This window comes from Streptomyces niveus, from assembly GCF_001723055.1.
In the GTDB taxonomy this organism is placed as follows: domain Bacteria; phylum Actinomycetota; class Actinomycetes; order Streptomycetales; family Streptomycetaceae; genus Streptomyces; species Streptomyces niveus.
Window position 1 is genome coordinate 1 of record NZ_MDCR01000282.1, and the last position, 20,679, is coordinate 20,679.

The following is a 20,679-nucleotide window of genomic DNA, read 5'->3' on the forward strand; positions in this document are numbered from 1 at the left end:
GCGGCGAACGGTGATCATGGCGGGTGGAGCCTCTCCTGCGGGAATGCGGAACTACGGAACGCTGAACTGCGGGAACGCGGTACTACGGAACTGCGGAAACGCCGGAACACCGCAACCGGGCAGGCACGCTGAGGCACCAGGCTCCGGCCCCGTATGCCTCGACGGTGCCGGCCACCGGCGGTTTCCGGTGGCGCGAGCCGGTCACGTCCGCGTCCGGGGTGTTCCGACTCGCCGCCTGCGAGGGCGGCTCACGGTTGCGGGTCAGCGCCGGATTCGCACCGGCTTCCCCCCGTACGGGCATGATGACGACCCGCTCACTCTACCGGCCCCTTTTCGGCCGCCCCGGACACCGCCGCCGGTGCCGCCGGTCCCGCCCCGATGCCGGTTTCGTCCCCATCGTCCGCCGGTGGAACCGGGCGCGCGGGGCGAGTGGTGGCGGGCATTCGCTGACGGTCCGTCAGGAAGCGTGCCTCTCCGCCGTGTCCGGCCGGACCTCGCGGCCCGTCGTGGCGCGAATCACCCGGTCCCGCCCCGCTGCTCGTCCTTACTTGCCGGTAGATTCGAGGTTCGCTGTGTCCTCCCGTCCACCCGGCGGGAACTTGTTCCGGATTGACGCGAGCGGCTACGCTCCGGCGAAAGTGAAGTGAGAAGTGAGGGCCGAGAGTGACCGCTGAGGCCATAGCGGCGGGTAGCCCCGCGGGGCCCGCCACCACCTCCGGCGCGCCGGACCGGCCGCTGCGCATCGCGCTCCTCACCTACAAGGGCAACCCGTTCTGCGGCGGCCAGGGTGTCTACGTACGCCACCTCTCCCGCGAGCTGGCCCGCCTCGGGCACAGCGTCGAGGTCATCGGCGCCCAGCCCTACCCCGTACTCGACGACGGCGTCCCGCTCACCGAACTCGGCAGTCTCGACCTCTACCGGCAGCCCGACCCGTTCCGCACCCCGAAGCGTGGCGAGTACCGCGACTGGATCGACGCCCTCGAGGTCGCCACCATGTGGACCGGCGGCTTTCCCGAGCCGCTGACCTTCTCGCTGCGCGCCCGCCGTCATCTGGCAGCCCGCCGGGGCGAGTTCGACGTCGTGCACGACAACCAGACGCTCGGCTACGGGCTCCTCGGCGACCTCGGCGCCCCCCTCGTCACCACCATCCACCACCCCATCACCGTCGACCGGCGGTTGGAGATCGACGCCGCCGACGGGCGGCGCGCCCGTGCCTCCGTACGCCGCTGGTACGGCTTCACCCGCATGCAGAAGCGCGTCGCGCGCCGGCTGCCTTCCGTGGTCACCGTCTCCGGCAGCTCGAAACAGGAGATCACCGACCACCTCGGCGTACGCCCCGAGCGCATCCGGGTCGTCCCCATCGGCGCCGACACCCGGCTGTTCTCGCCGGACCCCGCCGTCCCGGAGATACCGGGCCGGATCGTCACCACCTCCAGCGCCGACGTGCCGCTCAAGGGCCTGATCCATCTCGTCGAGGCGCTGGCCAAGCTCCGTACGGAGCACCCGCGGGCGCATCTCGTCGTCGTCGGCAAACGCGCCGACGACGGACCGGTCCACCAGGCCATCGAGAAGCACGGGCTCGGCGACGCCGTCCGGTTCGTCAAGGGCATCTCCGACGCCGAACTGGTCGACCTCGTGCGCGGCGCGCAGATCGCGTGCGTGCCGTCCCTGTACGAGGGGTTCTCCCTGCCCGCCGCCGAGGCCATGGCCACCGGCACCCCGCTGGTCGCCACCACCGGCGGCGCGATCCCCGAGGTGGCCGGGGCGGACGGCGAGACGTCTCTGGCCGTGCCGCCCGGTGACGCGGACGCGCTGGCCGGCGCCCTCAACAGACTGCTCCGTGACGGGGAGTTGCGCCGGCGGCTCGGCGCCGCCGGGCGCGAGCGGGTGCTGAGCCGCTTCACCTGGGCGCGCGCCGCCGAGGGCACCGTCGAGCTGTACCGCGCGGCCGTCGCCGCCCGCGCGGGGGCCACGCGCTGACCCCGGACTCTCCGACCCCGACCCCGACCCCGACCCGCGAAAGCAGGAACTCGTGCTGACCGTGGACTTCTCCCGTTTCCCGCTCGCCCCAGGCGACCGGGTGCTCGATCTGGGGTGCGGCGCGGGCCGGCACGCCTTCGAGTGCTACCGGCGCGGCGCCCAGGTCGTGGCCCTCGACCGGAACGGTGCGGAGATCCGCGAAGTCGCCACCTGGTTCGCCGCGATGAAGGAGGAGGGCGAGGCGCCACCCGGCGCCACCGCCACCGCGATGGAGGGGGACGCGCTCCACCTGCCCTTCCCCGACGAGTCCTTCGACGTCGTGATCATCTCCGAGGTCATGGAGCACATCCCCGACGACAAGGGCGTACTCGCCGAGATGGTCCGCGTCCTGCGGCCCGGCGGCCGGATCGCCGTGACCGTGCCCCGGTACGGCCCCGAGAAGGTCTGCTGGACGCTCTCCGACGCGTACCACGAGGTCGAGGGCGGCCACATCCGTATCTACAAGGCCGACGAACTCCTGCGCCGGATGCGGGAGGCCGGACTCCGGCCGTACGGCACCCATCACGCGCACGCCCTGCACGCCCCGTACTGGTGGCTCAAGTGCGCCTTCGGCGTGGACAACGACCGGGCGCTGCCCGTTCGCGCGTATCACAAGCTGCTCGTCTGGGACATCATGAAGAAACCCTTCGCGACCCGCTTCGCCGAGCAACTGCTCAACCCCGTCGTCGGCAAGAGCTTCGTCGCCTACGCCACCAAGCCGCACCTGCCGACGGCGGAGGGCAAGTGACCTTGCCCGGTCGCGGCCCCGACCGCACCGAACACCTCGTCCTGCCCGGTGTCCTCACGGCCGATCAGGCGTCGGAGACCGTCGCCGGCATCCTCGCCGTGCAGCGCCCCGACGGTGCCATCCCGTGGTTTCGCGGCCACCACCTCGACCCGTGGGACCACACCGAGGCCGCCATGGCGCTGGACGCGTCCGGCGAGCACGAGGCGGCGGCGCGCGCGTACGAGTGGCTGGCCCGGCATCAGAACGAGGACGGGTCCTGGTACGCCGCCTACGACGACGGCGACGCCGCCCGGCCCACCGATCTGAGCCGCGAGACCAACTTCTGCGCCTATCCCGCCGTCGGGGTCTGGCACCACTATCTGGCCACCGGCGACGAGGGGTTCCTCGACCGTATGTGGCCCGTCGTGCACTCCGCCGTCGAGTTCGTCCTGGCGCTCCAGCTGCCCGGCGGACAGATCGGCTGGAAGCGCGAGGCCGACGGCACCGCCGTCGACGACGCGCTGCTGACCGGCAGTTCGTCCGTGCACCAGGCGCTGCGCTGCGCGCTCGCCATCGCCGAGGAGCGCGAAGAGGCACAGCCCGACTGGGAGTTGGCCGCCGGATCACTGGCGCACGCGATCAGCGCGCACCCCGAACGGTTCCTCGACAAAAGCCGCTACTCGATGGACTGGTACTACCCGGTCCTCGGCGGCGCGATGACCGGAACGCAGGCCAAGGCCCGTATCGAGGAGGGCTGGGACCGTTTCGTCGTCCCCGGACTCGGTGTGCGCTGCGTGCTGCCCAACCCCTGGGTCACCGGCGGTGAGAGCTGTGAACTCGCCCTGGCGCTCTGGGTGGTGGGGGAGTCCGACCGGGCGCTGGACGTGCTCCAGTCCATCGGGCATCTGCGCGCGGACGGCGGAATGTACTGGACGGGCTATGTCTTCGAGGGCGGGAAGGCCGTCTGGCCCGAGGAGTTGACGAGCTGGACGGCGGCGTCACTGCTGCTGGCCGTGGCCGCGCTCGGGGGGGACGAGGCGACCACGGCGGTCTTCAGCGGTGAGAGGCTGCCGTCCGGACTTGAGCCGGACTGCTGCGAACGGGTCGGCTGACGAAGGATACTGACGTCCTGTCAGATTCGACGGAGCCGGCCGGCCAGTGCGTGGCCGATGAACAGGTAGACGACGGCCGCGAGACCGTAACCGCACACCACCCGTGCCCATGCCTCGTCGAAGGTGAACAGGTCGTACGACCAGCCGGCGAGCCAGCGTGCCGCGTCCTGGACGAAGTTCACCAGGTCGTTGGCGCGGTTGGCGTCCAGCAGGTACATCAGAATCCACAGGCCCAAGATGAAGGCCATGACATCCGCGATCACTATGAGGATCGTGGCTGCTGCGCTGCTTCCACTACGTTGACGTGAGGCCATGACGACCGTGTTGCCGCTTCGGCGCGGGTGAAACCCTTATCTGACCCACATGCTGTCTCTGGTATGCCGACGGCCCCCCGCCCGGCAGGGCGAGGGCCGCGATGGTGTGGCGTACGGGGCCGGTCAGCCGCGCTGGATGCCCGTCGTGTCCTGGAGCAGACCGCGACGGCCGTCCTGCGTCTGGGCGATCAGACCGGGGCCGCGCTGCTCGACCGCCAAGTACCAGGTACCGGGCGCGAGTTCGGCGATCGGGGACGGTGAGCCGTCCTCGCCGTACAGCGGACGGGCCACCGGCACGGCGAACCAGAACGCCTCGAAGTTACCGCCGGCCGAACCGTCCTGCTTCGGACCCGGCGCCCCCGGCTGTCCGCCCTGCGCGGGCTGACCGGGACCGGGCTGACCCGGCTGCGGGCCCCCGTACGACGGCTGCGGCTGGCCCGGCTGGCCACCGTAGGGTCCCTGCTGGGCGCCCGGGTAGCCGTAACCCTGGCCGGGGTGGCCCGGCTGGCCGTACGGCGAGGCGACCTGCGGCTTCGGGGCGCCGACGAGGGGCGCCTTCAGGGCGGGAACGAGCGGGGTGGCGACCGCGCCGGCGGCGAGAACGATCGTGGAGAGCAGGCCGAGGATCATGCCGGCGCCCGCGTTGTCCGCGTCGATGATGTTCCAGAACGCCGTCCACAGGGCGAAGACGGTCAGGGCGACACCGAACTGACCGAGGTCCAGACCGGCCACCTTGCGGCCCGGCACGGCGCGTCCGACAACGATGAGCGCAGCGCCGATGATTCCGGCGATGAACATGCTCATCAGAAGGCCGAGCGCGTCCCAGGCGTTCGAGCTGAAGTTCGAGCAGTCGACGCCCTGCGGGCAGTCGATACCGACCAGGTCGAGGAACGAGGCGATGAACAGCACCACCGCTGCTCCGATCACCACGCCATCGCCTCGTGTGAGGGAGCGGATGTTCACGTGAAAAGTCCTTCTTGGATCGTCTCGTCGGGGCGGTCGCCACCGGCGCGAGGGCGACGGTGCGAGGTGCGAAGCTCGGGGGCGGCTCCCTATCGTACGGATGAATCTACCGTCTGCCCGAGCGGGTCGTCTTCTCGGTTCCGGGCCACCTCGTGAGAGGACAACGGCAAGCCCTCCAACGGTTGCGGGAGTGCGCGCCGAAAGAATCGATCGCGGTCTTTTCGTTGTGAATCCGTTGCCGTTTCCGGCTGTTGGGGCAGTGTTCCGGAAGGCTTACCACCAGTTGTTCCCGCCCGGTGTTCCTCCCGTGTTCGCCCGTGCGCGGCTATCGCGTGAGGAAACCGCTGATGCCGTCCGCCATTCCCCGCGCCGCCTTCTGCCGCCAGTCGGCGCTCGTCAGCAGCGCGATGTCCTTGCTGTCACGCATGTTGCCGCACTCGATGAAGACCTTGGGCACGGTGGAGAGATTCAGTCCGCCGAGGTCGTCGCGCACATCAAGTCCGGTGCCCCCGCCGACGTAATTGGAAGGAGCGCTTCCGGTCGCGCGTACGAAATTGCCCGCGACGCGTTCGCCGAGATCGCGCGAGGGAGTCACGATCTTTGTGGTGTCCGCCCCGCCGGACTTCACCAGTGCCGGGAGGATGACATGGAAGCCGCGGTTGCCGGCGCCCGAGCCGTCCGCGTGGATGGAGATGACGGCGTCCGCCCCGGCCTTGTTGCCGATTTCCGCGCGCTCGTCCACACAAGGTCCCCACGGGCGGTCGTTCTCGTGTGTGAGTTTCACGGTCGCCCCCTCTTTACGGAGGAGAGTGCGGAGGCGCTGTGAAACATCGGCGGTGAATTCGGCCTCCGTGTAACCCGCGTTGCCCGCGGTGCCCGTGGTGTCGCATTCCTTGCGGTTGGTTCCGATGTCCACGAGCTTGTTGATCTCGGCGGTGTGCTTGAAGTTGCCCGGGTTGTGTCCGGGGTCGATGACGACGACCTTCCCCGCGAGCGGGCCCTCGCCCGGCGCCGGGCGCGCGTCCCCGGGGGCGCCGTCGTCGCCCGGCGCGGACGCCGGGGGCGACGACGGGGAGGACTGCGACACGGACGGCCTCGGCTCGGGTCCGGGGGAGCCGGGCCGCTCGGCGGCGGCCGACGAACTCGCGGCCTGGGCGGCGCCCCCGTCGTCGGACCCGCCGGTGGACTGCCAGATCAGCCATCCGGCGAAGGCGGCCGGCACCAGGGCACCGATCGAGAGGACCAGCGTGCTGCGCGGGATCCGGCGGCGGGGGGCGGGGAAGTGGCTCTCGTCGTACGACACGCGGCGATGCTAGTGCGTGCGGGACGGAGCGTCAGGTTCCGGCGCCGGTAGGTCGCCCGTACGTCGCAGGACTCGCAGCGATTCGCACGCCGACACCTCGGCGAACGCGCCGGACGCCAGCGCCCGCAGCCACACGCGGTACGGGGCCTGGCCGCCGTCCGCCGGGTCGGGGAACACGTCGTGGACCACCAGCAGCCCGCCCACGGCCAGATGCGGCGCCCAGCCCTCGTAATCGCCGTTCGCGTGCGCGTCGGTGTGGCCGCCGTCGATGAACACCAGCCCCAGCCGGCCGCCCCAGACGGCCGCGACCTGCGGGGACCGGCCGACCAGCGCCACGACATGCTCCTCCAGGCCGGCGGCGTGGAGCGTGCGGCGGAAGGACGGCAGGGTGTCCATCAGGCCGACCTCGGCGTCGACGACCGACGGGTCGTGGTACTCCCAGCCGGGCTGCTGCTCCTCGCTGCCCCGGTGGTGGTCGACGGTCAGCGCGGTGACACCGGCGGTACGGGCGGCGTCGGCGAGCAGGATCGTGGAACGGCCGCAGTACGTGCCGACTTCGAGCAGCGGCAGCCCGAGGGCTGCGGCCTCGGTGGCGGCGGCGTACAGCGCGAGACCCTCACCGGTCGGCATGAAGCCCTTGGCGGACTCGAAGGCCGCGAGGACCTCGGGCGCTGGGGCGGTGGCGGTCCCGGCGGTCATGCGGTCCTCCTGCGTGGTGCCTGGCGCGGTGTGCGTGGTGGCGGGCACGGCCATGTTCCCGTACGCCGTCCTACGACCGCACCGCGGCCCTGGGCGCCAGGACCAGGTCCACCTCCACCGCGACGGCCCCGCCGAGATACGTCACCGGGTGGGCGTACGGGGCGTGGCCCGTGGCCGAGCCCGCCAGGACGTACCGGCCGGCCGCCGGGGCCGCCAGCGCGTACCGGCCCTCGTCGTCCGCCGTGGTGAGACCCGCCTGACGGCCCCCGGGGTCGATCAGCGTGACGTTCGCCCGCGAGACCGGAGCCCCGTCGGCGTCGAGCACCCGGCCGCGGAAGCCCCGGAGGTCACGCGCGGCGGTGTCGTCCTCGCTGCTCGCCAGCAACTCCGTACGGGTCGACGCCTTGTGGGACGGCAGGAAGAACGCCAGCGCCAGACCGCCGAGCACGGCGGCGGTGGCGATCATGAACGAGACGCGGAAGCCGTGCATGCTGGGCACCGCCGTGGGACCCGTACCGATCGCCGTACGCGCCAGCACCATGCCGATGACGGCGCTGGAGACCGACGTACCGATCGAACGCGCCAGCGTGTTCAGCCCGTTGGCCGCGCCGGTCTCCGTCGGGTCGACGGCGCCGACGATCAGGGCGGGCAGCGAGGAGTACGCGAGACCGATGCCCGCGCCGAGGACCATCGAGATCACGACGGTCTGCCAGGCGGCGCTCATCATGACCAGGCCCGCGCCGTAACCGACCGCGATGACGGCCATGCCGATCATCAGCGAGACCTTCGGGCCGCGCCGCGCCGAGATCCGGGCGTAGAGCGGGGCGACGAACATCATCGTCAGACCGAGCGGGGCCACGCACAGGCCCGCGACCACCATCGACTGGCCGAGGCCGTAACCGGTGGAGGTGGGGAGCTGGAGCAGCTGCGGCAGGATCAGCGACACCGCGTAGAACGCGACGCCGACCATCACCGAGACGAGGTTGGTGAGCAGCACCTCGCGGCGGGCACTGGTGCGCAGGTCCACGAGCGGGGCCTTCAGCCGCAGCTCCATCCAGCCCCACAGGCCCAGGATCACGACGGCCGCACCGAACAGACCGAGCGTCGTGGGCGAGGTCCAGCCCCAGGTGCTGCCCTTGGTGACCGGCAGCAGCAGGGCGACCAGGCCCGCGGAGAGCCCGAGCGCGCCGAACCAGTCGAACCGGCCGCCGGCCCGTACCGAACTCTCCGGTACGGCGACGACCGTCAGCACCATCGACAGCACACCGAGCCCGGCGGCGCCGAAGAAGAGCGTGTGCCAGTCGGCGTGCTGGGCGACGAACGCGGCGCCGGGCAGGGCGAGTCCACCGCCCACACCGATCGACGAACTCATCAGCGCCATCGCCGAGCCGAGCTTCTCGCGGGGCAGCTCGTCGCGCATGATGCCGATGCCCAGGGGTATCGCGCCCATCGCGAAGCCTTGCAGCGCGCGACCGGCGATCATCACCGTCAGATCGTCGGTGAACGCGCAGACCAGCGAGCCGACGACCATGACGGCGAGACTCGCGAGCAGCATCCGGCGCTTGCCGTAGAGATCGCCGAGCCGTCCCATGATCGGGGTGGACACGGCGCCGGCGAGGAGGGTGGCCGTGATGACCCACGTCGCGTTGTCGGGCGAGGTACGCAGCAGCGCCGGCAGGTCCTTGATGATCGGGACGAGCAGGGTCTGCATGACGGCGACCGTGATGCCGGCGAACGCCAGCACGGGAACGACACCGCCGGTCCCCCGCTTACGCGGAACGGCCCCGGGGAGGGGGCCGGATCCGGCGTACTGGTCGGGCGTCGCTTCTGGCATAGGTGGAGCCTCCGGGCAGACGAAAGGTGTGCGAAAGAGTCGGGTAGGGCCGGCAAGAAGATGCTTGAGGCCACTAAGTAGCTTCAGGCTGAACGCTTACGGGACGCTCCCGTATTCCTGCCCCGGGCAACCATCGCGCAGTGGCCCTAGGTCGTACGGTCAGGTGTTCTGTAGGCCGATATCCCGATGTACGGGGCAGGGGTGGGGGTGGAACTATTACCGCCATGGCCCAGGTCCCGGCAGTCACCGATACAGACGCAGACACCGATCACGCGAGCAGGTCCGGCGGCGGCGCGAGGTCGGCCCGTACGTGGGCCGTCGTCCTCGCCGCGTGCGCCGGACAGTTCCTCGTCGTACTCGACGTCTCGGTCGTCAACGTCGCACTGCCGTCGATGCGCACCGACCTGGGCCTGAGCACCATCGGCCTCCAGTGGGTCCTCAACGCCTACTCGATCGCCTTCGCCGGTTTCATGCTCCTCGGCGGCCGGGCCGCCGACATCTTCGGGCGCAAGCGCATGTTCCTCGCCGGGCTGGGTGTCTTCACCGCCGCGTCCCTCGCCGGCGGACTTGCGCAGGAGGGCTGGCAACTGCTCGCCGCCCGTGGTGTGCAGGGTCTCGGCGCCGCCGTACTGGCCCCCGCGACCCTCACCATCCTGACCGCGGCCGTCCCCGCCGGACCGGCCCGGACGCGGGCCATAGCCACCTGGGCGGCCGTCGGCGCCGGCGGCGGCGCGGCGGGCGGGCTCGTCGGCGGCGTCCTCACCGACGTGCTGTCCTGGCGCTGGGTGCTGCTGATCAACGTGCCCGCCGGGGCGCTGGTCCTGCTCGCCGCCGTGCTGTGGCTGACGGAGAGCCGGGCCGACGAGGCACGGCGGCGGCTGGACCTGCCCGGCGCCGTCCTGGTCACCGGCGGTCTCGCCGTCGTCGCGTACGGCATCGTGCAGACCGAGCAGGCGGGCTGGGGCGCCGCCGTGACACTCGTGCCGCTGGTCGGCGGAGTGCTGCTGCTCGCGGCCTTCCTGCTGGTGGAGGCGCGTACGAAGGAACCGCTGATGCCGCTGAGACTCTTCCGGGTACGGGCGGTGTCGGCCGCCAACGCGGGGATGCTGGTGACCGGTTCGGCGTCGTTCGCGATGTGGTTCTTCATGACCGTGTACGCCCAGAACGTCCTCAGCTACACACCGCTGGAAGCGGGCCTCGCGCTCATACCGAGTTCCCTGAGCGTCGTGCTCGGCTCCAAGCTGGCGCCCCTGGTGATGCGGCGCATCGGCGCCCGGCACGTCGCGGTCCTCGGCGCGCTCGTGGGCGCCGTCGGATTCGGCTGGCAGTCGATGATGACCGCCGACGGCACGTTCCTCAGGACGATCCTGGGCCCCGGCATCCTGATGATGGCCGGCGCCGGGCTGGCCATGACACCGCTCGCCGCCCTCGCGACGGGGAGCGCCGCACCCGGCGAGGCCGGACTCGTCTCCGGCCTGGTGAACACCTCGCGGACCATGGGCGGGGCTATCGGCCTCGCGGTCCTGTCGACGGTCGCGGCGGCGCGTACGTCCCACGGGACGGGGCCCGGCGCGCTCACCGAGGGGTACGCGCTGGCCTTCAGGACCGGTTCGGGGCTGCTGCTCGTCGCGGCGGTGCTGATGTTCTTCTGGCTGCCGCGCCACTCGGACACGTGACCCCGTTCGCCGGCACGGCCGTTCAGAGCCAGCCCTGCTGACGGGCCGCCCGTACGGCCTCCATGCGGTTACGGGTGCCGGTCTTGCCGATCGCGGACGAGAGGTAGTTGCGTACGGTCGACTCGGACAGATGCAGCTTCGCCGCGATGTCGGCGACGGTCGCCCCGTCCACGGAGGCGTTCAGCGTGTCGCGTTCGCGCGCGGTCAGCGGGCTCGGCCCCGCGCTCAGCGCGGCGGCGGCCAGCGCCGGATCGACGACGGTCTCGCCCGACAGCACCCGCCGGATCGCCTCGGCCAGCTCCTCCACCGGCCCGTCCTTGACCAGGAACCCGGCCGCCCCCGCCTCCATGGCCCGGCGCAGATAGCCCGGCCTGCCGAAGGTGGTGAGGATCAGCACCCGGCAGTCGGGAACCTCCTCGCGCAGGTCGGCGGCGGCGTCGAGTCCGCTGCGGCCGGGGAGTTCGATGTCGAGCAGCGCCACGTCGGGGCGTGCGGTGAGCGCGGCACCGACGATGGCGTCCCCGGTGGCCACCTGGGCGACCACCTCCATGTCCCGCTCCATGCCGAGCAGGAGCGCGAGGGCGCCGCGCATCATGCCCTGGTCCTCCGCGAGAAGGACTCTGATCATGCCGGTCGCTCCGATTCCATGAGTGAGGCCGCCGCGTCCGTGGGCGCGTCGGTCGCGGGATCCACCGGGAGCACGGCCGTCACCCGGAAGCCGCCGCGCGGCGCCGGTCCCGCTTCGAGCGAGCCGCCCGCCGCGGCCAGCCGCTCGGTGAGGCCCCTGAGGCCCGTCCCCCTGCCACCCGTCCCCTCGCCACCCGTACCGCCGGCCGGTGCAGAGCGTACGCCGCGACCGTCGTCGGTGATCACCAGCCGGACCTGCTCGGGCGCGCCGTGCACCGTGATCTCGCACCGGGTCGCGCCGCTGTGCCGCACGGCGTTGGTGACGGCCTCCCGTACGACCCAGCCCAGCAGCGCCTCCGTACGCGGCCCCAGCGGCGGCCCCGACTGCCGTACGACGGGCTCGATCCCGGCGGCGGTCAGCGCGGAGCGGGCCCGGTCCAGCTCGGTGGAGAGGCTGCTGTCGCGGTAACCGGTGACGGCCTCGCGGATCTCCCTCAGCGCCTGCCGCCCGACGGACTCGATGTCGGTGACCTGCTCCAGCGCCGCGTCCATGTCGCGCGGCGCCAGCCGGCGCGCGGCCTCCGACTTCACCACGATCACCGACAGGGTGTGGCCGAGCAGGTCGTGCAGATCGCGGGAGAAGCGCAGCCGCTCCTCCTCGACCGCCGAACGCGCCAGCTCCTGCCGGGTGGAGTGCAGTTCCACGACCGTCTCGGACAGGGCGAGGATCGCCGCGGTGACCAGCATCGAGATGACCGTGCCGTACGCGATGGTCACCGCGCCCCAGCCGTCGTGGACCGCCGCGACGACCGCGACCGCCACCGTCAGCGGCGCGCCGACCAGGGCGAGGTTCCGGCCGCGCAGCACGGTGCCGCAGGCGAGCCCGAACAGCGGGAAGAACAGCAGCCAGCTGCCGCCGTAGGCGCCGCCGAGACCGAACGTCATCACGGCCATCCCGGCGAGCGACCACCAGGTGGCCGCGCTGTTGCGCGCCATCGGGTGGAAGGCCCGGAACACCACGCTGATGTAGAGGGAGTTGAAGACGAACAGACCGATGCCGCCGAACCAGGGGTTGGGGGTCTCGCCCTGCACGAGGTTGGAGAAGGAGCCGAGACCCAGCAGCAGCCACGGCAGCATGGCGAAGCCGGACGTGGGTCCCGGCCGCCGCCTGCGTACCGCCCTCGCCTCCCGGCGTACCGCCCTGGCCTGCCGGCGCCGCGCTTTCGCCCGCCCGCGCCGTGTCGTCGTCGCGTCTTCGGTCATGGCGTCCTCGCAGATTTCCGGTAGGACGTCACAGCGTACGAACCGAACACCGCGAGCCAGCCGATGAGTACCGCGACCGTCGTGAGCCCGGGGGCGTGGCCGTCGGTGGTGGCCCAGCCGAGTTCGGCGAAACCGTGGGCGGGCGTGTACTCGGCGACGGCCCGGAGCCAGCCCGGGAACGCCTCGATCGGGAACCAGAGCCCGCCGATCACCGCGAGACCCATCAGCGTGGCCACGTTGAGCACCCCGGCGGTCTGCGCGGAGTGCCGGTAGCCGTTGCCGATCCCGAAGAGCGTGAACGGCAGCGTGCCCACCCACAGCAGCAGGACGAGCACCGCCCACTGCCACGCGTCGAGCCGTACGCCGTTGGCCAGGGCGCCGGCCGCCAGGACCGTCAGGATCGCGGGCAGGACGGTCACGGAGCTGGTGACCGCGCGGCCGAGTACGACCTGGCGGGGCCGCATGGGGGTGATGCGCAGCAGGCGCAGCCAGCCGAGCGAACGGTCCTCGGCGATACCCGTGCCGACGCTGACGGCGGCGCCGAGCGCGCCGTAGGCGGCCATGCCGACCATGGCGGTGGTCTTCCAGGCGGCGGCGCCGTCGTCGGCGGCGCCGAGATTGGTGAACAGCAGATACATCAGCACGGGCATCCCGGCGCTGAAGATCACGAATCCCGGGTCGCGCAGGGTGCGGCGTACTTCGAGCCTGACGTAGTCCCGCATCACACCGTCTCCTTCGGCTTCGTGACCCGCTCTTCCGCCGGTCTCTCCTGGGTCAGAGCCAGGAAGGCGTCCTCCAGCGTGGCGTGGGCGACCTCCAGGCCCTTGAGTCTGCCGAGGCCGACCAGCGCCATGACGGTCGCGTCGGAGTTGTCCGTACGCAGCCGGGCCCTGTCCCCCCGTACCTCCACCGACACGACGCCCGGCAGTGTGCCGAGCCCTTCCGTGCCGCGCCCCGCCAGGTCGAAGGCGACGAGATGGCCGCCGACCGTGCTCTTGACGCGCTCGCCGCTGCCGTCGGCGACGATCCGGCCGTGGTCGATGACGACGATGCGGTCGGCGTTCCCGTCGGCCTCCTCCATGTAGTGCGTGGAGAACAGGACGGTGTTGCCCCGGCGGGCGTAGGCCCGCATCGACGCCCAGAACGCGCGCCTGGCCTCCACGTCGAGGGCCGCCGTCGGCTCGTCGAGGACGATCAGTTCGGGGTTGCCCGCGAGGGCGACGGCGAAGCGCACGCGCTGCCACTGGCCGCCGGAGAGCTTGTCGACGCGGCGGGCGGCGAGTTCGGTGAGCCCGGCGAGGCGCAGGGCCTCGGCGACGGGCAGGGGCCGCGGATACGTGCTCGCCACGAACGACACGAGTTCGCCCACCGTCGCGCGGCGGATCGGCCCGCCGTCCTGAAGCATCGCGCCGACCCGCCCGGAACGCACCGCGCGCTCGGGGGTGTCGCCGAAGAGCCGGACGCGTCCGCTGTCCGGCTCGTCGAGGCCGAGCAGCAGATTGATGGTGGTGGACTTGCCCGCGCCGTTGCGGCCGAGGAGGGCGACGGTCTCGCCGCGCGCGATGTCCAGGTCGACTCCGGCCACGGCGCGGACGGCGCCGAAGGACTTGACGGCCCCTTCGACGCTCACGGCGCGCTCTGTTGCTCTGGTCTGTGTCATGCCGACGACGCTACGGAGAGCGGGTGGTCCTCCGGCAGATGCGCATGTACGGACTCGGCCGGGACAAATGTCCTGGCGGCCGCCTGCCGGACCGCCCGCATGAGAATCGCCGGGACGGGCCTGTGCGGCCCGCCCCGGCGATACTTCGAACTTACCTACGCCGCCTCGGAGTTGTCCCCGGGACGGCGGTGGCGGCCGTGTGCCGACGACTGTGAGTCGTCCGTCGTGGCGGACCCGCCGCGGTGTTTTCCGTGGCCGGTGTCGTCCTGGTCGCCGGCCGGCTGGCTTTCAGACATGTGGGAAGTCACCCCGTTGGCTCGCTGATATCCGGTGCTGCCACCGCTGTCACCGCTGGTGGCACACGGGGGCCGGCCGTCCCCGTACCGACCGACCGGACCCGTGGCGAAATTCTAACCAGGCCTATCCGGCGGCCGTACGCCCGGTGAGGGGTGCCTGCTGGAGCGGAACCGGCTTGCGTACGAGGCGAGTTGCCCGGGGCGCGGACCCATTCCCATCTGCGGCTTCCGGTTGTGGGGGTTCTGTGGTCAATTCGGTCCGGACGTCAGGGGGCAGGTCCTGCGGTACGTCCTGCGGCACGTCGCGCGGCGCCTCCAGCCGGGCCACGCCGCAGGGCATCGTGCCCGTGGCGTACGGCAGTTGGAGCACCCCGTCCCGCGACCAGAGCCCCGTGCCCGCCAGCCAGCCCTCCGGCGCCGCCTGTTGATGCAGCCGCCGGCCCGAAGGACGCCAGGTCCCCACCCATGTACCGGCCGGACCGTCGATCCGCAGCGCGACCGCGCAGTTCTCCGGCATCAGCGTCTGCCCCGGCTGGACGGCGAACGGGGTGACCGTGCGGTCCGCCGGCCGCAGGCACTGCGGGAAACGCACCGGCCGCGCGCTGCCCAGCACGCCCCAGCCGAGCCGGTCGTGGCCCGGCGCGTCCGAACGGATCAGCAGCAGACCGCTGTCGGCGTCGGCCAGCAGCAGCCGGTCGTTGCTCCCCTCCGCGATCTGGAGCAACGGGCTGACCTCGCCGCCCCGTTCCAGATCGACGGCCACGGCCTTGACCACGCCGTCCAGTTCACGGTCCAGGGCCAGCAGCCGCCCCGTACCGTCGAGCCAGACGCCGCCCGTGCACCGGCCGCGTACGGTCGCGACCGGCTCCGGGCCGAAGGCCCCGCCCGCCACCAGCCAGACGGTGGCGCCGTGTTCACCGGGCGCCAGCGCGTACGCGCGCGTGCCGTCCGGCGACGGCGGCAGCAGGCTCAGCTCCGCGCACTCGACCGCGCCCAGCGGCAGTTCGCCCGTCACCGGCCCGGTCGGGTAGAGCAGCGAGAACGCCTGCCGGTCCGCCACCCGCCGGTGGATCAGCACCCGCCCGTCGGCCAGCGGCAACACCTCGGTGTCGGGCTCCTCGGGCTGGTCGAGCGGCAGCGGTACGGCGTACGGCTCCGGCCCGTCGAGCGTCCAGCGCTCCGGGAACCAGGCCGCCCCGGCACCGTCCTCCTCGTGGGAAGCCTCGTTGGCACCAAGGGTCAGCCGCGCCGCGTACGAACCGTCCGCCGCGATAGCGAAGCCCGCACGCCGGACGGCCCCTCCCGGCGCCGCGTCTTCCACGTCCTCAATGACACAGGCTGTCATCGCTCCGTCACCTCCGGCGACGACGCTAGGTTCGCACTCGCTGCCGAACAACAGGGGACCGGCCGCTTCACACGTAAGGGTGGCCGGTCACGGTTTTGGCTGAGGGGGAGGGGCCGGTTGTGTTGGGCGAGGCGGGCGTGCATAAAGTAAGGCATCCCTAAGTAAGACTCCTGGAGCGTACACATGTCCGTCAGACGTCGCGGCACGGCCGCACTCGTGGCCCTCGCCGCCGCCCTCTCCCTCGCCGCCTGCGGAAGCGACGGTGGGTCGGAGGAGAAGCCGGCCCCCGGCGCCGGCGCGGACAAGAAGGCCGTCGCGCAGGGCGGCGAGGACTTCGCGGAGGCGGCGGAGAAGACCGCGGGCTACGGCACCGACGCCAAGCCGGGCGAGTTCCCCCGTACCGTCACCCACGCCATGGGCGAGACCGTCGTCAAGGCGCGTCCCGAGCGCGTCGTCGTGCTCGACGTCGGCGAGTTCGACAACGTCGTCTCGCTCGGACTCGCACCGGTCGGCTACGCGCCCACCGAGGGCGACGAGGGCATCCCCGCCTACCTGAAGAAGGGCGCGGGCAGCCCCAAGAACGTCGGCACCATCAACGGCCTCAACCTGGAGGCCATCGCGGCGCTCAAGCCCGACCTGATCCTCGGCAGCCAGCTCCGCGCCGCCGACAAGTACGACGAGCTGTCGAAGATCGCGCCCACCGTGTTCGCCATCCGTCCCGGCTTCACCTGGAAGGAGAACTTCCGGCTCAACGCGGCGGCGCTCGACCGGAGCGCGGCGGCCGACAAGGCGCTCGACGCGTACGACGCGAAGGTCGAGGCGCTGTCCGCCGACATCGGCGCCGACAAGCCGACCGTCTCGATGGTGCGTTACATGCCGGGCAAGATCCGCCTGTACGCGAAGGCGTCGTTCATCGGCACCATCCTTGAGGACGCCGGCCTGCCGAGGCCCGCGAACCAGCAGATCAACGATCTCGCCGTCGAGGTCAGCCCCGAGAAGATCGACGAGGCGGACGCCGACTGGATCTTCACCGGTGTGTACGGCGACCCCAAGGCCACCAAGCGGGACACCGCGCGCTCCAACCCACTCTGGAAGAACCTGAAGGCCGTCGGGGCCGGGCAGGCCGTGGACGTACCGGACGAGACCTGGTACCTGGGTCTCGGCGTCACCGCGGCCGGGCTCGTGCTGGACGACCTGCGCGGGTACCTGGCGAAGTGACGCGCGGGCACGGCCCTGGGCGCGAGGGGTGTCAGACCGTGGCGGTCAGCGGTGCGGCGGCTTCCCAGACGAACCCGTCCGGGTCGCTGAACGGGCCGGCCGCGCCGGCGAGTACGAGCCGGTGCGAGCCGGTGCCGTCGGCGGGGACACCCGCGTCCTTGGCGAGAGCACCGCGCTTGTAGAGAGCGAGCTTGACGGGTCCCGGCCCGGCGAACTCGACGTACGTGCCGCCGAAGCTCCTGCCCACCGTCAGGCCCCGCCCGACGTAGAACCGCTTGCCGGCCTTCACGTCCTCCACGCCCAGCAGGAGCACCAACTCGTCGAAGTCCCGGGTGACCGGGCCGGTGTCCTTCTTCCTGGACGTCGCGATCTTCCAGATCGTGCCGTCCGGGGCCCGGACCACGCCGCCGTAACCCCACAGGGACTTCGAGGCGGGCTTGAGGGCGGTGGCACCGGCGTCCAGGGCCGCGCCGATGATCGCGTCGACGTTGCCGGGCTGGGACACCACGAGCGACAGCGTGAAACCGCGGAAGCCGGTCGTGGGGGCCTCGGAGGCGCGCACGCGCACCTGCGACGGGTCCACTCCCAGGGCGGTGGAGCAGAAGCGGGCGGCGGCCGTGGTGTCGGCCACCTCAAGGGTGACGTAGTCGATGGAGTTCATGTCCTCGACGCTAAGGGCGGGCGGGTCACCGGCGCTTCTCCGAAACCGCCCGGTCCGGCCGGGGCCCCCGGGCTGCCGGGGTGGACCGGCCGTGGTGGGTGCGCCATGGTCGGCAGGTAGCCTTTCCCCCGTGCCCCGCCTGTCCGAAGTCCTCGCCCAGTTCGACGCCCTCTGGCCGCCCGAGCGGGCCGAACAGTGGGACGCCGTCGGCACCGTCTGCGGCGATCCCGAAGCCCCGGTGACCCGTGTCCTCATCGCCGTCGACCCGGTCATGTCCGTCGTGGACGAGGCCCTTGAGCTGGGCGCGGATCTGATCCTGACCCACCACCCGCTCTATCTGCGGGGAACGACGACCGTCGCCGCGGGCACCTTCAAGGGCCGCGTCGTGCACACGCTCATCAAGCACGACATCGCGCTGCACGTCGCGCACACCAACGCCGACAGCGCCGATCCGGGAGTCTCCGACGCCCTCGCCGGCGCGCTCGACCTGCGGGTCGTCGGCCCCCTCGTACCCGATCCGACCGACCCCGCGGGCCGCCGCGGACTCGGCCGGATCTGCGAACTCGACCGCCCCGCCACTCTCCGCGACTTCGCCGCGCGCGCCGCGCACCGGCTGCCCGCCACCGCGCAGGGCATCCGCGTGGCCGGCGACCCCGACGCCGTCGTGCGTACCGTCGCCGTGAGCGGCGGATCCGGCGACAGCCTCTTCGACCACGTACGGGCGGCGGGCGTGGACGTCTTCCTCACCGCCGACCTGCGCCACCACCCGGTCTCCGAGGCCACCCAGCACACCCCGCTGGCCCTGGTCGACGCCGCGCACTGGGCCACCGAGTGGCCCTGGTGCGAACTGGCGGCCACCCAGCTCGACGAGATTTCCGACCGCCACGGCTGGGACCTGCGGGTCCACGTCTCGAAGACGGTCACCGACCCCTGGTCCTCCCACCATTCCTCAGGAGCCCCCAACTGAACGCCGACCCCGCCGACCAGATCCGACTCCTCGACGTCCAGGCCCTCGATCTGCGACTCCAGCAGCTCGCCCACCGGCGCGACTCGCTGCCCGAGCACGCCGAGATCGAGTCGCTGGCCAAGGACCTCACCCAGCTGCGCGACCTGCTGGTCGCCTCGCAGACCGAGGAGAGCGACACCGCGCGCGAGCAGACGAAGGCGGAGCAGGACGTCGACCAGGTCCGCCAGCGCGCCGTACGCGACCAGCAGCGCCTCGACTCCGGCGCCGTCACCTCGCCGAAGGACCTCGAAAGCCTCCAGCGCGAGATCGTCTCGCTCGCCAAGCGCCAGGGTGATCTGGAGGACGTCGTCCTCGAAGTGATGGAGCGCCGCGAGGCCGCGCAGGAGCGTGCCGCCGAGCTGACGGAGCGCGTCTCCGCCGTCCAGGCCAAGTCGGACGACGCCGTGGCGCGCCGCGACACCGCCGCCGGGACGATCGGCGCCGAGGAGGCGACGGCGGCCAAGGAGCGCGAGACCGTCTCCGCGACGATCCCCGCCGATCTGCTCAAGCTGTACGAGAAGCTGCGCGTGCAGCAGGGCGGCGTCGGCGCGGCCCGTCTCTACCAGCGGCGCTGTGAGGGCTGCCGGCTGGAGCTCAACATCACCGAGGTCAACGAGGTCAAGGCGGCGAGCCCCAGCACCGTCCTGCGGTGCGAGAACTGCCACCGCATTCTCGTCCGTACGTCCGAATCGGGTCTGTAGATGCCGAAATTCGTCGTCGAGGCGGACGGCGGGTCGCGGGGCAACCCGGGCCCGGCGGGTTACGGAGCCGTCGTCATCGACGCGGTGACCGGTGAGACGCTCGCCGAGGCCGCCGAGTACATCGGCGTCGCCACGAACAACGTCGCCGAGTACAAGGGCCTGATCGCCGGGCTGAAGGCCGCGAGGACACTCGACCCGGCCGCCGACGTCCACGTACGGATGGACTCCAAGCTCGTCGTGGAGCAGATGTCGGGCCGCTGGAAGATCAAGCACCCGGACATGAAGCCGCTCGCCGCCGAGGCCGCGCGGATCCTGCCGGCGGGGCAGGTCCGCTACGAGTGGATCCCGCGCGAGAAGAACAAGCACGCCGACCGGCTCGCCAACGAGGCGATGGACGCGGGCAAGAGGGGCAAGCAGTGGGAGCCGTCGCGCTCCACGGCCGAGCTGGGCGCACGGGCGCGCTCGGCCGCTCCCGCTCCTGAGGGGCCGCCGGGGGACGCGGCGGCCGGCGCGGCCAAGGCGCGCGCGGCGCTGGCCGCCTCGTACGAGCTGTCCGCCGCCGTTCCCGAGCAGGCCGCGCCGCCCGTCGGCTGGGGCTCGGCCGACCTCGGTACGCCCGCCACGTTCGTCCTGCTGCGGCACGGCGAGACGGTCCTCACCCCCGAGAAGCGCTTCTCGGGCAGCGGCGGCAGCGACCCGGCGCTGTCGGCGGTCGGCCGCAGGCAGGCCGACGCGGTCGCCACCGCGCTCGCCGCGCGCGGCACGATCGAGGCCGTCGTCTCCTCCCCGCTGCTGCGCTGCCGCGAGACGGCCGACGCGGTCGCCACCCGGCTCGGCCTGGAGGTGAGCGTCGAGGACGGGCTGCGTGAGACGGACTTCGGCGCCTGGGAAGGGATGACGTTCGCCGAGGTCAGGGAGCGGTACGCGGACGATCTCAGCGCCTGGCTGGCCTCGCCCGACGTGGCCCCGACCGGCGGCGGCGAGAGCTTCGCCTCGGTCACGACGCGGGTCGCCGCCACCCGCACCACGCTGCTGGCGAGGCACCCGGGGCGTACGGTGCTGGTCGTCACCCATGTGACACCGGTGAAGACCCTGGTCCGACTGGCGCTGGGCGCACCGCCGGAATCGCTGTTCCGGATGGAGCTGTCGGCCGCGTCGCTGTCGGCGGTGGCGTACTACGCGGACGGCAACGCGTCGCTGCGGCTGCTGAACGACACGTCGCATCTGCGCTGAGCGCCCGGGGGAGGGGGCGCGG

General features: G+C 72.0%; 19 protein-coding genes and 1 riboswitch. Of the genes, 8 read left to right on the top strand and 11 right to left on the bottom strand.

The window, feature by feature from the left end; all coding sequences use genetic code 11:
- Nucleotides 1-216: 216 nt before the first annotated feature.
- Nucleotides 217-289, bottom strand: a riboswitch (cobalamin riboswitch).
- A 374-nt stretch (nt 290-663) separates the two neighbouring features.
- Genes BHU15_RS28120 through BHU15_RS28130 form a run of 3 tightly spaced genes read left to right on the top strand, consistent with a single transcriptional unit; the run spans nt 664 to nt 3,858 of the window.
- The gene (locus tag BHU15_RS28120) at nt 664-1,980 is read left to right on the top strand and encodes a glycosyltransferase family 4 protein (protein ID WP_069629738.1); all 1,317 of its coding nucleotides are present in this window, start codon (nt 664-666) and stop codon (nt 1,978-1,980) included.
- A 52-nt stretch (nt 1,981-2,032) separates the two neighbouring features.
- Complete coding sequence (locus tag BHU15_RS28125; protein WP_069629739.1) at nt 2,033-2,767, top strand: class I SAM-dependent methyltransferase; 735 nt, start codon at nt 2,033-2,035, stop codon at nt 2,765-2,767.
- Nucleotides 2,768-2,769: 2 nt separating this feature from the next.
- The gene (locus BHU15_RS28130; RefSeq protein WP_438284990.1) at nt 2,770-3,858 is read left to right on the top strand and encodes a prenyltransferase/squalene oxidase repeat-containing protein; all 1,089 of its coding nucleotides are present in this window, start codon (nt 2,770-2,772) and stop codon (nt 3,856-3,858) included.
- A gap of 20 nt (nt 3,859-3,878) precedes the next feature.
- Here the strand turns inward: BHU15_RS28130 and BHU15_RS28135 are convergent, their stop codons facing one another.
- The 5 genes from BHU15_RS28135 to BHU15_RS28155 form a co-directional block, all read right to left on the bottom strand.
- Entirely contained in the window at nt 3,879-4,172 is a 294-nt protein-coding gene (locus BHU15_RS28135) for a hypothetical protein (protein ID WP_031231803.1), read from the bottom strand.
- A gap of 123 nt (nt 4,173-4,295) precedes the next feature.
- Entirely contained in the window at nt 4,296-5,135 is an 840-nt protein-coding gene (locus BHU15_RS28140; protein ID WP_069629741.1) for a DUF5336 domain-containing protein, read from the bottom strand.
- Nucleotides 5,136-5,460: 325 nt separating this feature from the next.
- Nucleotides 5,461-6,438 (bottom strand): N-acetylmuramoyl-L-alanine amidase, encoded by a 978-nt coding sequence (locus tag BHU15_RS28145; protein ID WP_069629742.1) that lies wholly within the window; start codon nt 6,436-6,438, stop codon nt 5,461-5,463.
- Nucleotides 6,439-6,447: 9 nt separating this feature from the next.
- Complete coding sequence (locus tag BHU15_RS28150; protein ID WP_069629764.1) at nt 6,448-7,137, bottom strand: class I SAM-dependent methyltransferase; 690 nt, start codon at nt 7,135-7,137, stop codon at nt 6,448-6,450.
- A 70-nt stretch (nt 7,138-7,207) separates the two neighbouring features.
- Nucleotides 7,208-8,971, bottom strand: a complete 1,764-nt coding sequence (locus BHU15_RS28155) for an MFS transporter (RefSeq protein ID WP_069629743.1) — start codon at nt 8,969-8,971, stop codon at nt 7,208-7,210.
- A gap of 224 nt (nt 8,972-9,195) precedes the next feature.
- Here BHU15_RS28155 and BHU15_RS28160 point away from each other — a divergent pair, with 224 nt between their 5' ends.
- Entirely contained in the window at nt 9,196-10,647 is a 1,452-nt protein-coding gene (locus tag BHU15_RS28160; protein WP_069629744.1) for an MFS transporter, read from the top strand.
- 22 nt (nt 10,648-10,669) lie between these two features.
- Here BHU15_RS28160 and BHU15_RS28165 read toward each other — a convergent pair whose 3' ends face one another.
- From BHU15_RS28165 to BHU15_RS28185, 5 genes are all read right to left on the bottom strand, one after another.
- Nucleotides 10,670-11,275: a response regulator transcription factor gene (locus tag BHU15_RS28165; RefSeq protein ID WP_069629745.1), complete on the bottom strand. Its 606-nt coding sequence runs from the start codon at nt 11,273-11,275 to the stop codon at nt 10,670-10,672.
- On the bottom strand, nt 11,272-12,537 hold the full coding sequence (locus BHU15_RS28170) for a sensor histidine kinase (RefSeq protein WP_069629746.1): 1,266 nt from the start codon (nt 12,535-12,537) through the stop codon (nt 11,272-11,274). The genes BHU15_RS28165 and BHU15_RS28170 overlap by 4 nt, the downstream gene beginning before the upstream one ends.
- Nucleotides 12,534-13,259 carry an ABC transporter permease gene (locus tag BHU15_RS28175; RefSeq protein WP_069629747.1) on the bottom strand — a complete coding sequence of 242 codons (726 nt, stop codon included), beginning with the start codon at nt 13,257-13,259 and terminating at the stop codon, nt 12,534-12,536. Before BHU15_RS28175 ends, BHU15_RS28170 begins: the two co-directional genes overlap by 4 nt.
- Complete coding sequence (locus BHU15_RS28180) at nt 13,259-14,167, bottom strand: ABC transporter ATP-binding protein (RefSeq protein ID WP_069629748.1); 909 nt, start codon at nt 14,165-14,167, stop codon at nt 13,259-13,261. The genes BHU15_RS28175 and BHU15_RS28180 overlap by 1 nt, the downstream gene beginning before the upstream one ends.
- Nucleotides 14,168-14,617: 450 nt before the next feature.
- Nucleotides 14,618-15,838 carry a hypothetical protein gene (locus BHU15_RS28185; RefSeq protein WP_069629749.1) on the bottom strand — a complete coding sequence of 407 codons (1,221 nt, stop codon included), beginning with the start codon at nt 15,836-15,838 and terminating at the stop codon, nt 14,618-14,620.
- Between the two features lie 183 nt (nt 15,839-16,021).
- Here BHU15_RS28185 and BHU15_RS28190 point away from each other — a divergent pair, with 183 nt between their 5' ends.
- A complete protein-coding gene (locus BHU15_RS28190) occupies nt 16,022-17,056 on the top strand; it encodes an ABC transporter substrate-binding protein (RefSeq protein WP_069629750.1) in 1,035 nt (344 codons plus the stop codon).
- A gap of 31 nt (nt 17,057-17,087) precedes the next feature.
- Here the strand turns inward: BHU15_RS28190 and BHU15_RS28195 are convergent, their stop codons facing one another.
- Nucleotides 17,088-17,717, bottom strand: a complete 630-nt coding sequence (locus tag BHU15_RS28195; RefSeq protein ID WP_069629751.1) for a VOC family protein — start codon at nt 17,715-17,717, stop codon at nt 17,088-17,090.
- A 130-nt stretch (nt 17,718-17,847) separates the two neighbouring features.
- Here BHU15_RS28195 and BHU15_RS38685 point away from each other — a divergent pair, with 130 nt between their 5' ends.
- Genes BHU15_RS38685 through BHU15_RS28205 form a run of 3 tightly spaced genes read left to right on the top strand, consistent with a single transcriptional unit; the run spans nt 17,848 to nt 20,657 of the window.
- Nucleotides 17,848-18,684, top strand: a complete 837-nt coding sequence (locus BHU15_RS38685) for a Nif3-like dinuclear metal center hexameric protein (protein WP_079128424.1) — start codon at nt 17,848-17,850, stop codon at nt 18,682-18,684.
- Nucleotides 18,681-19,424 (top strand): zinc ribbon domain-containing protein, encoded by a 744-nt coding sequence (locus BHU15_RS28200; RefSeq protein WP_218028084.1) that lies wholly within the window; start codon nt 18,681-18,683, stop codon nt 19,422-19,424. Before BHU15_RS38685 ends, BHU15_RS28200 begins: the two co-directional genes overlap by 4 nt.
- A complete protein-coding gene (locus BHU15_RS28205; RefSeq protein WP_069629753.1) occupies nt 19,425-20,657 on the top strand; it encodes a bifunctional RNase H/acid phosphatase in 1,233 nt (410 codons plus the stop codon).
- Nucleotides 20,658-20,679: the final 22 nt, after the last annotated feature.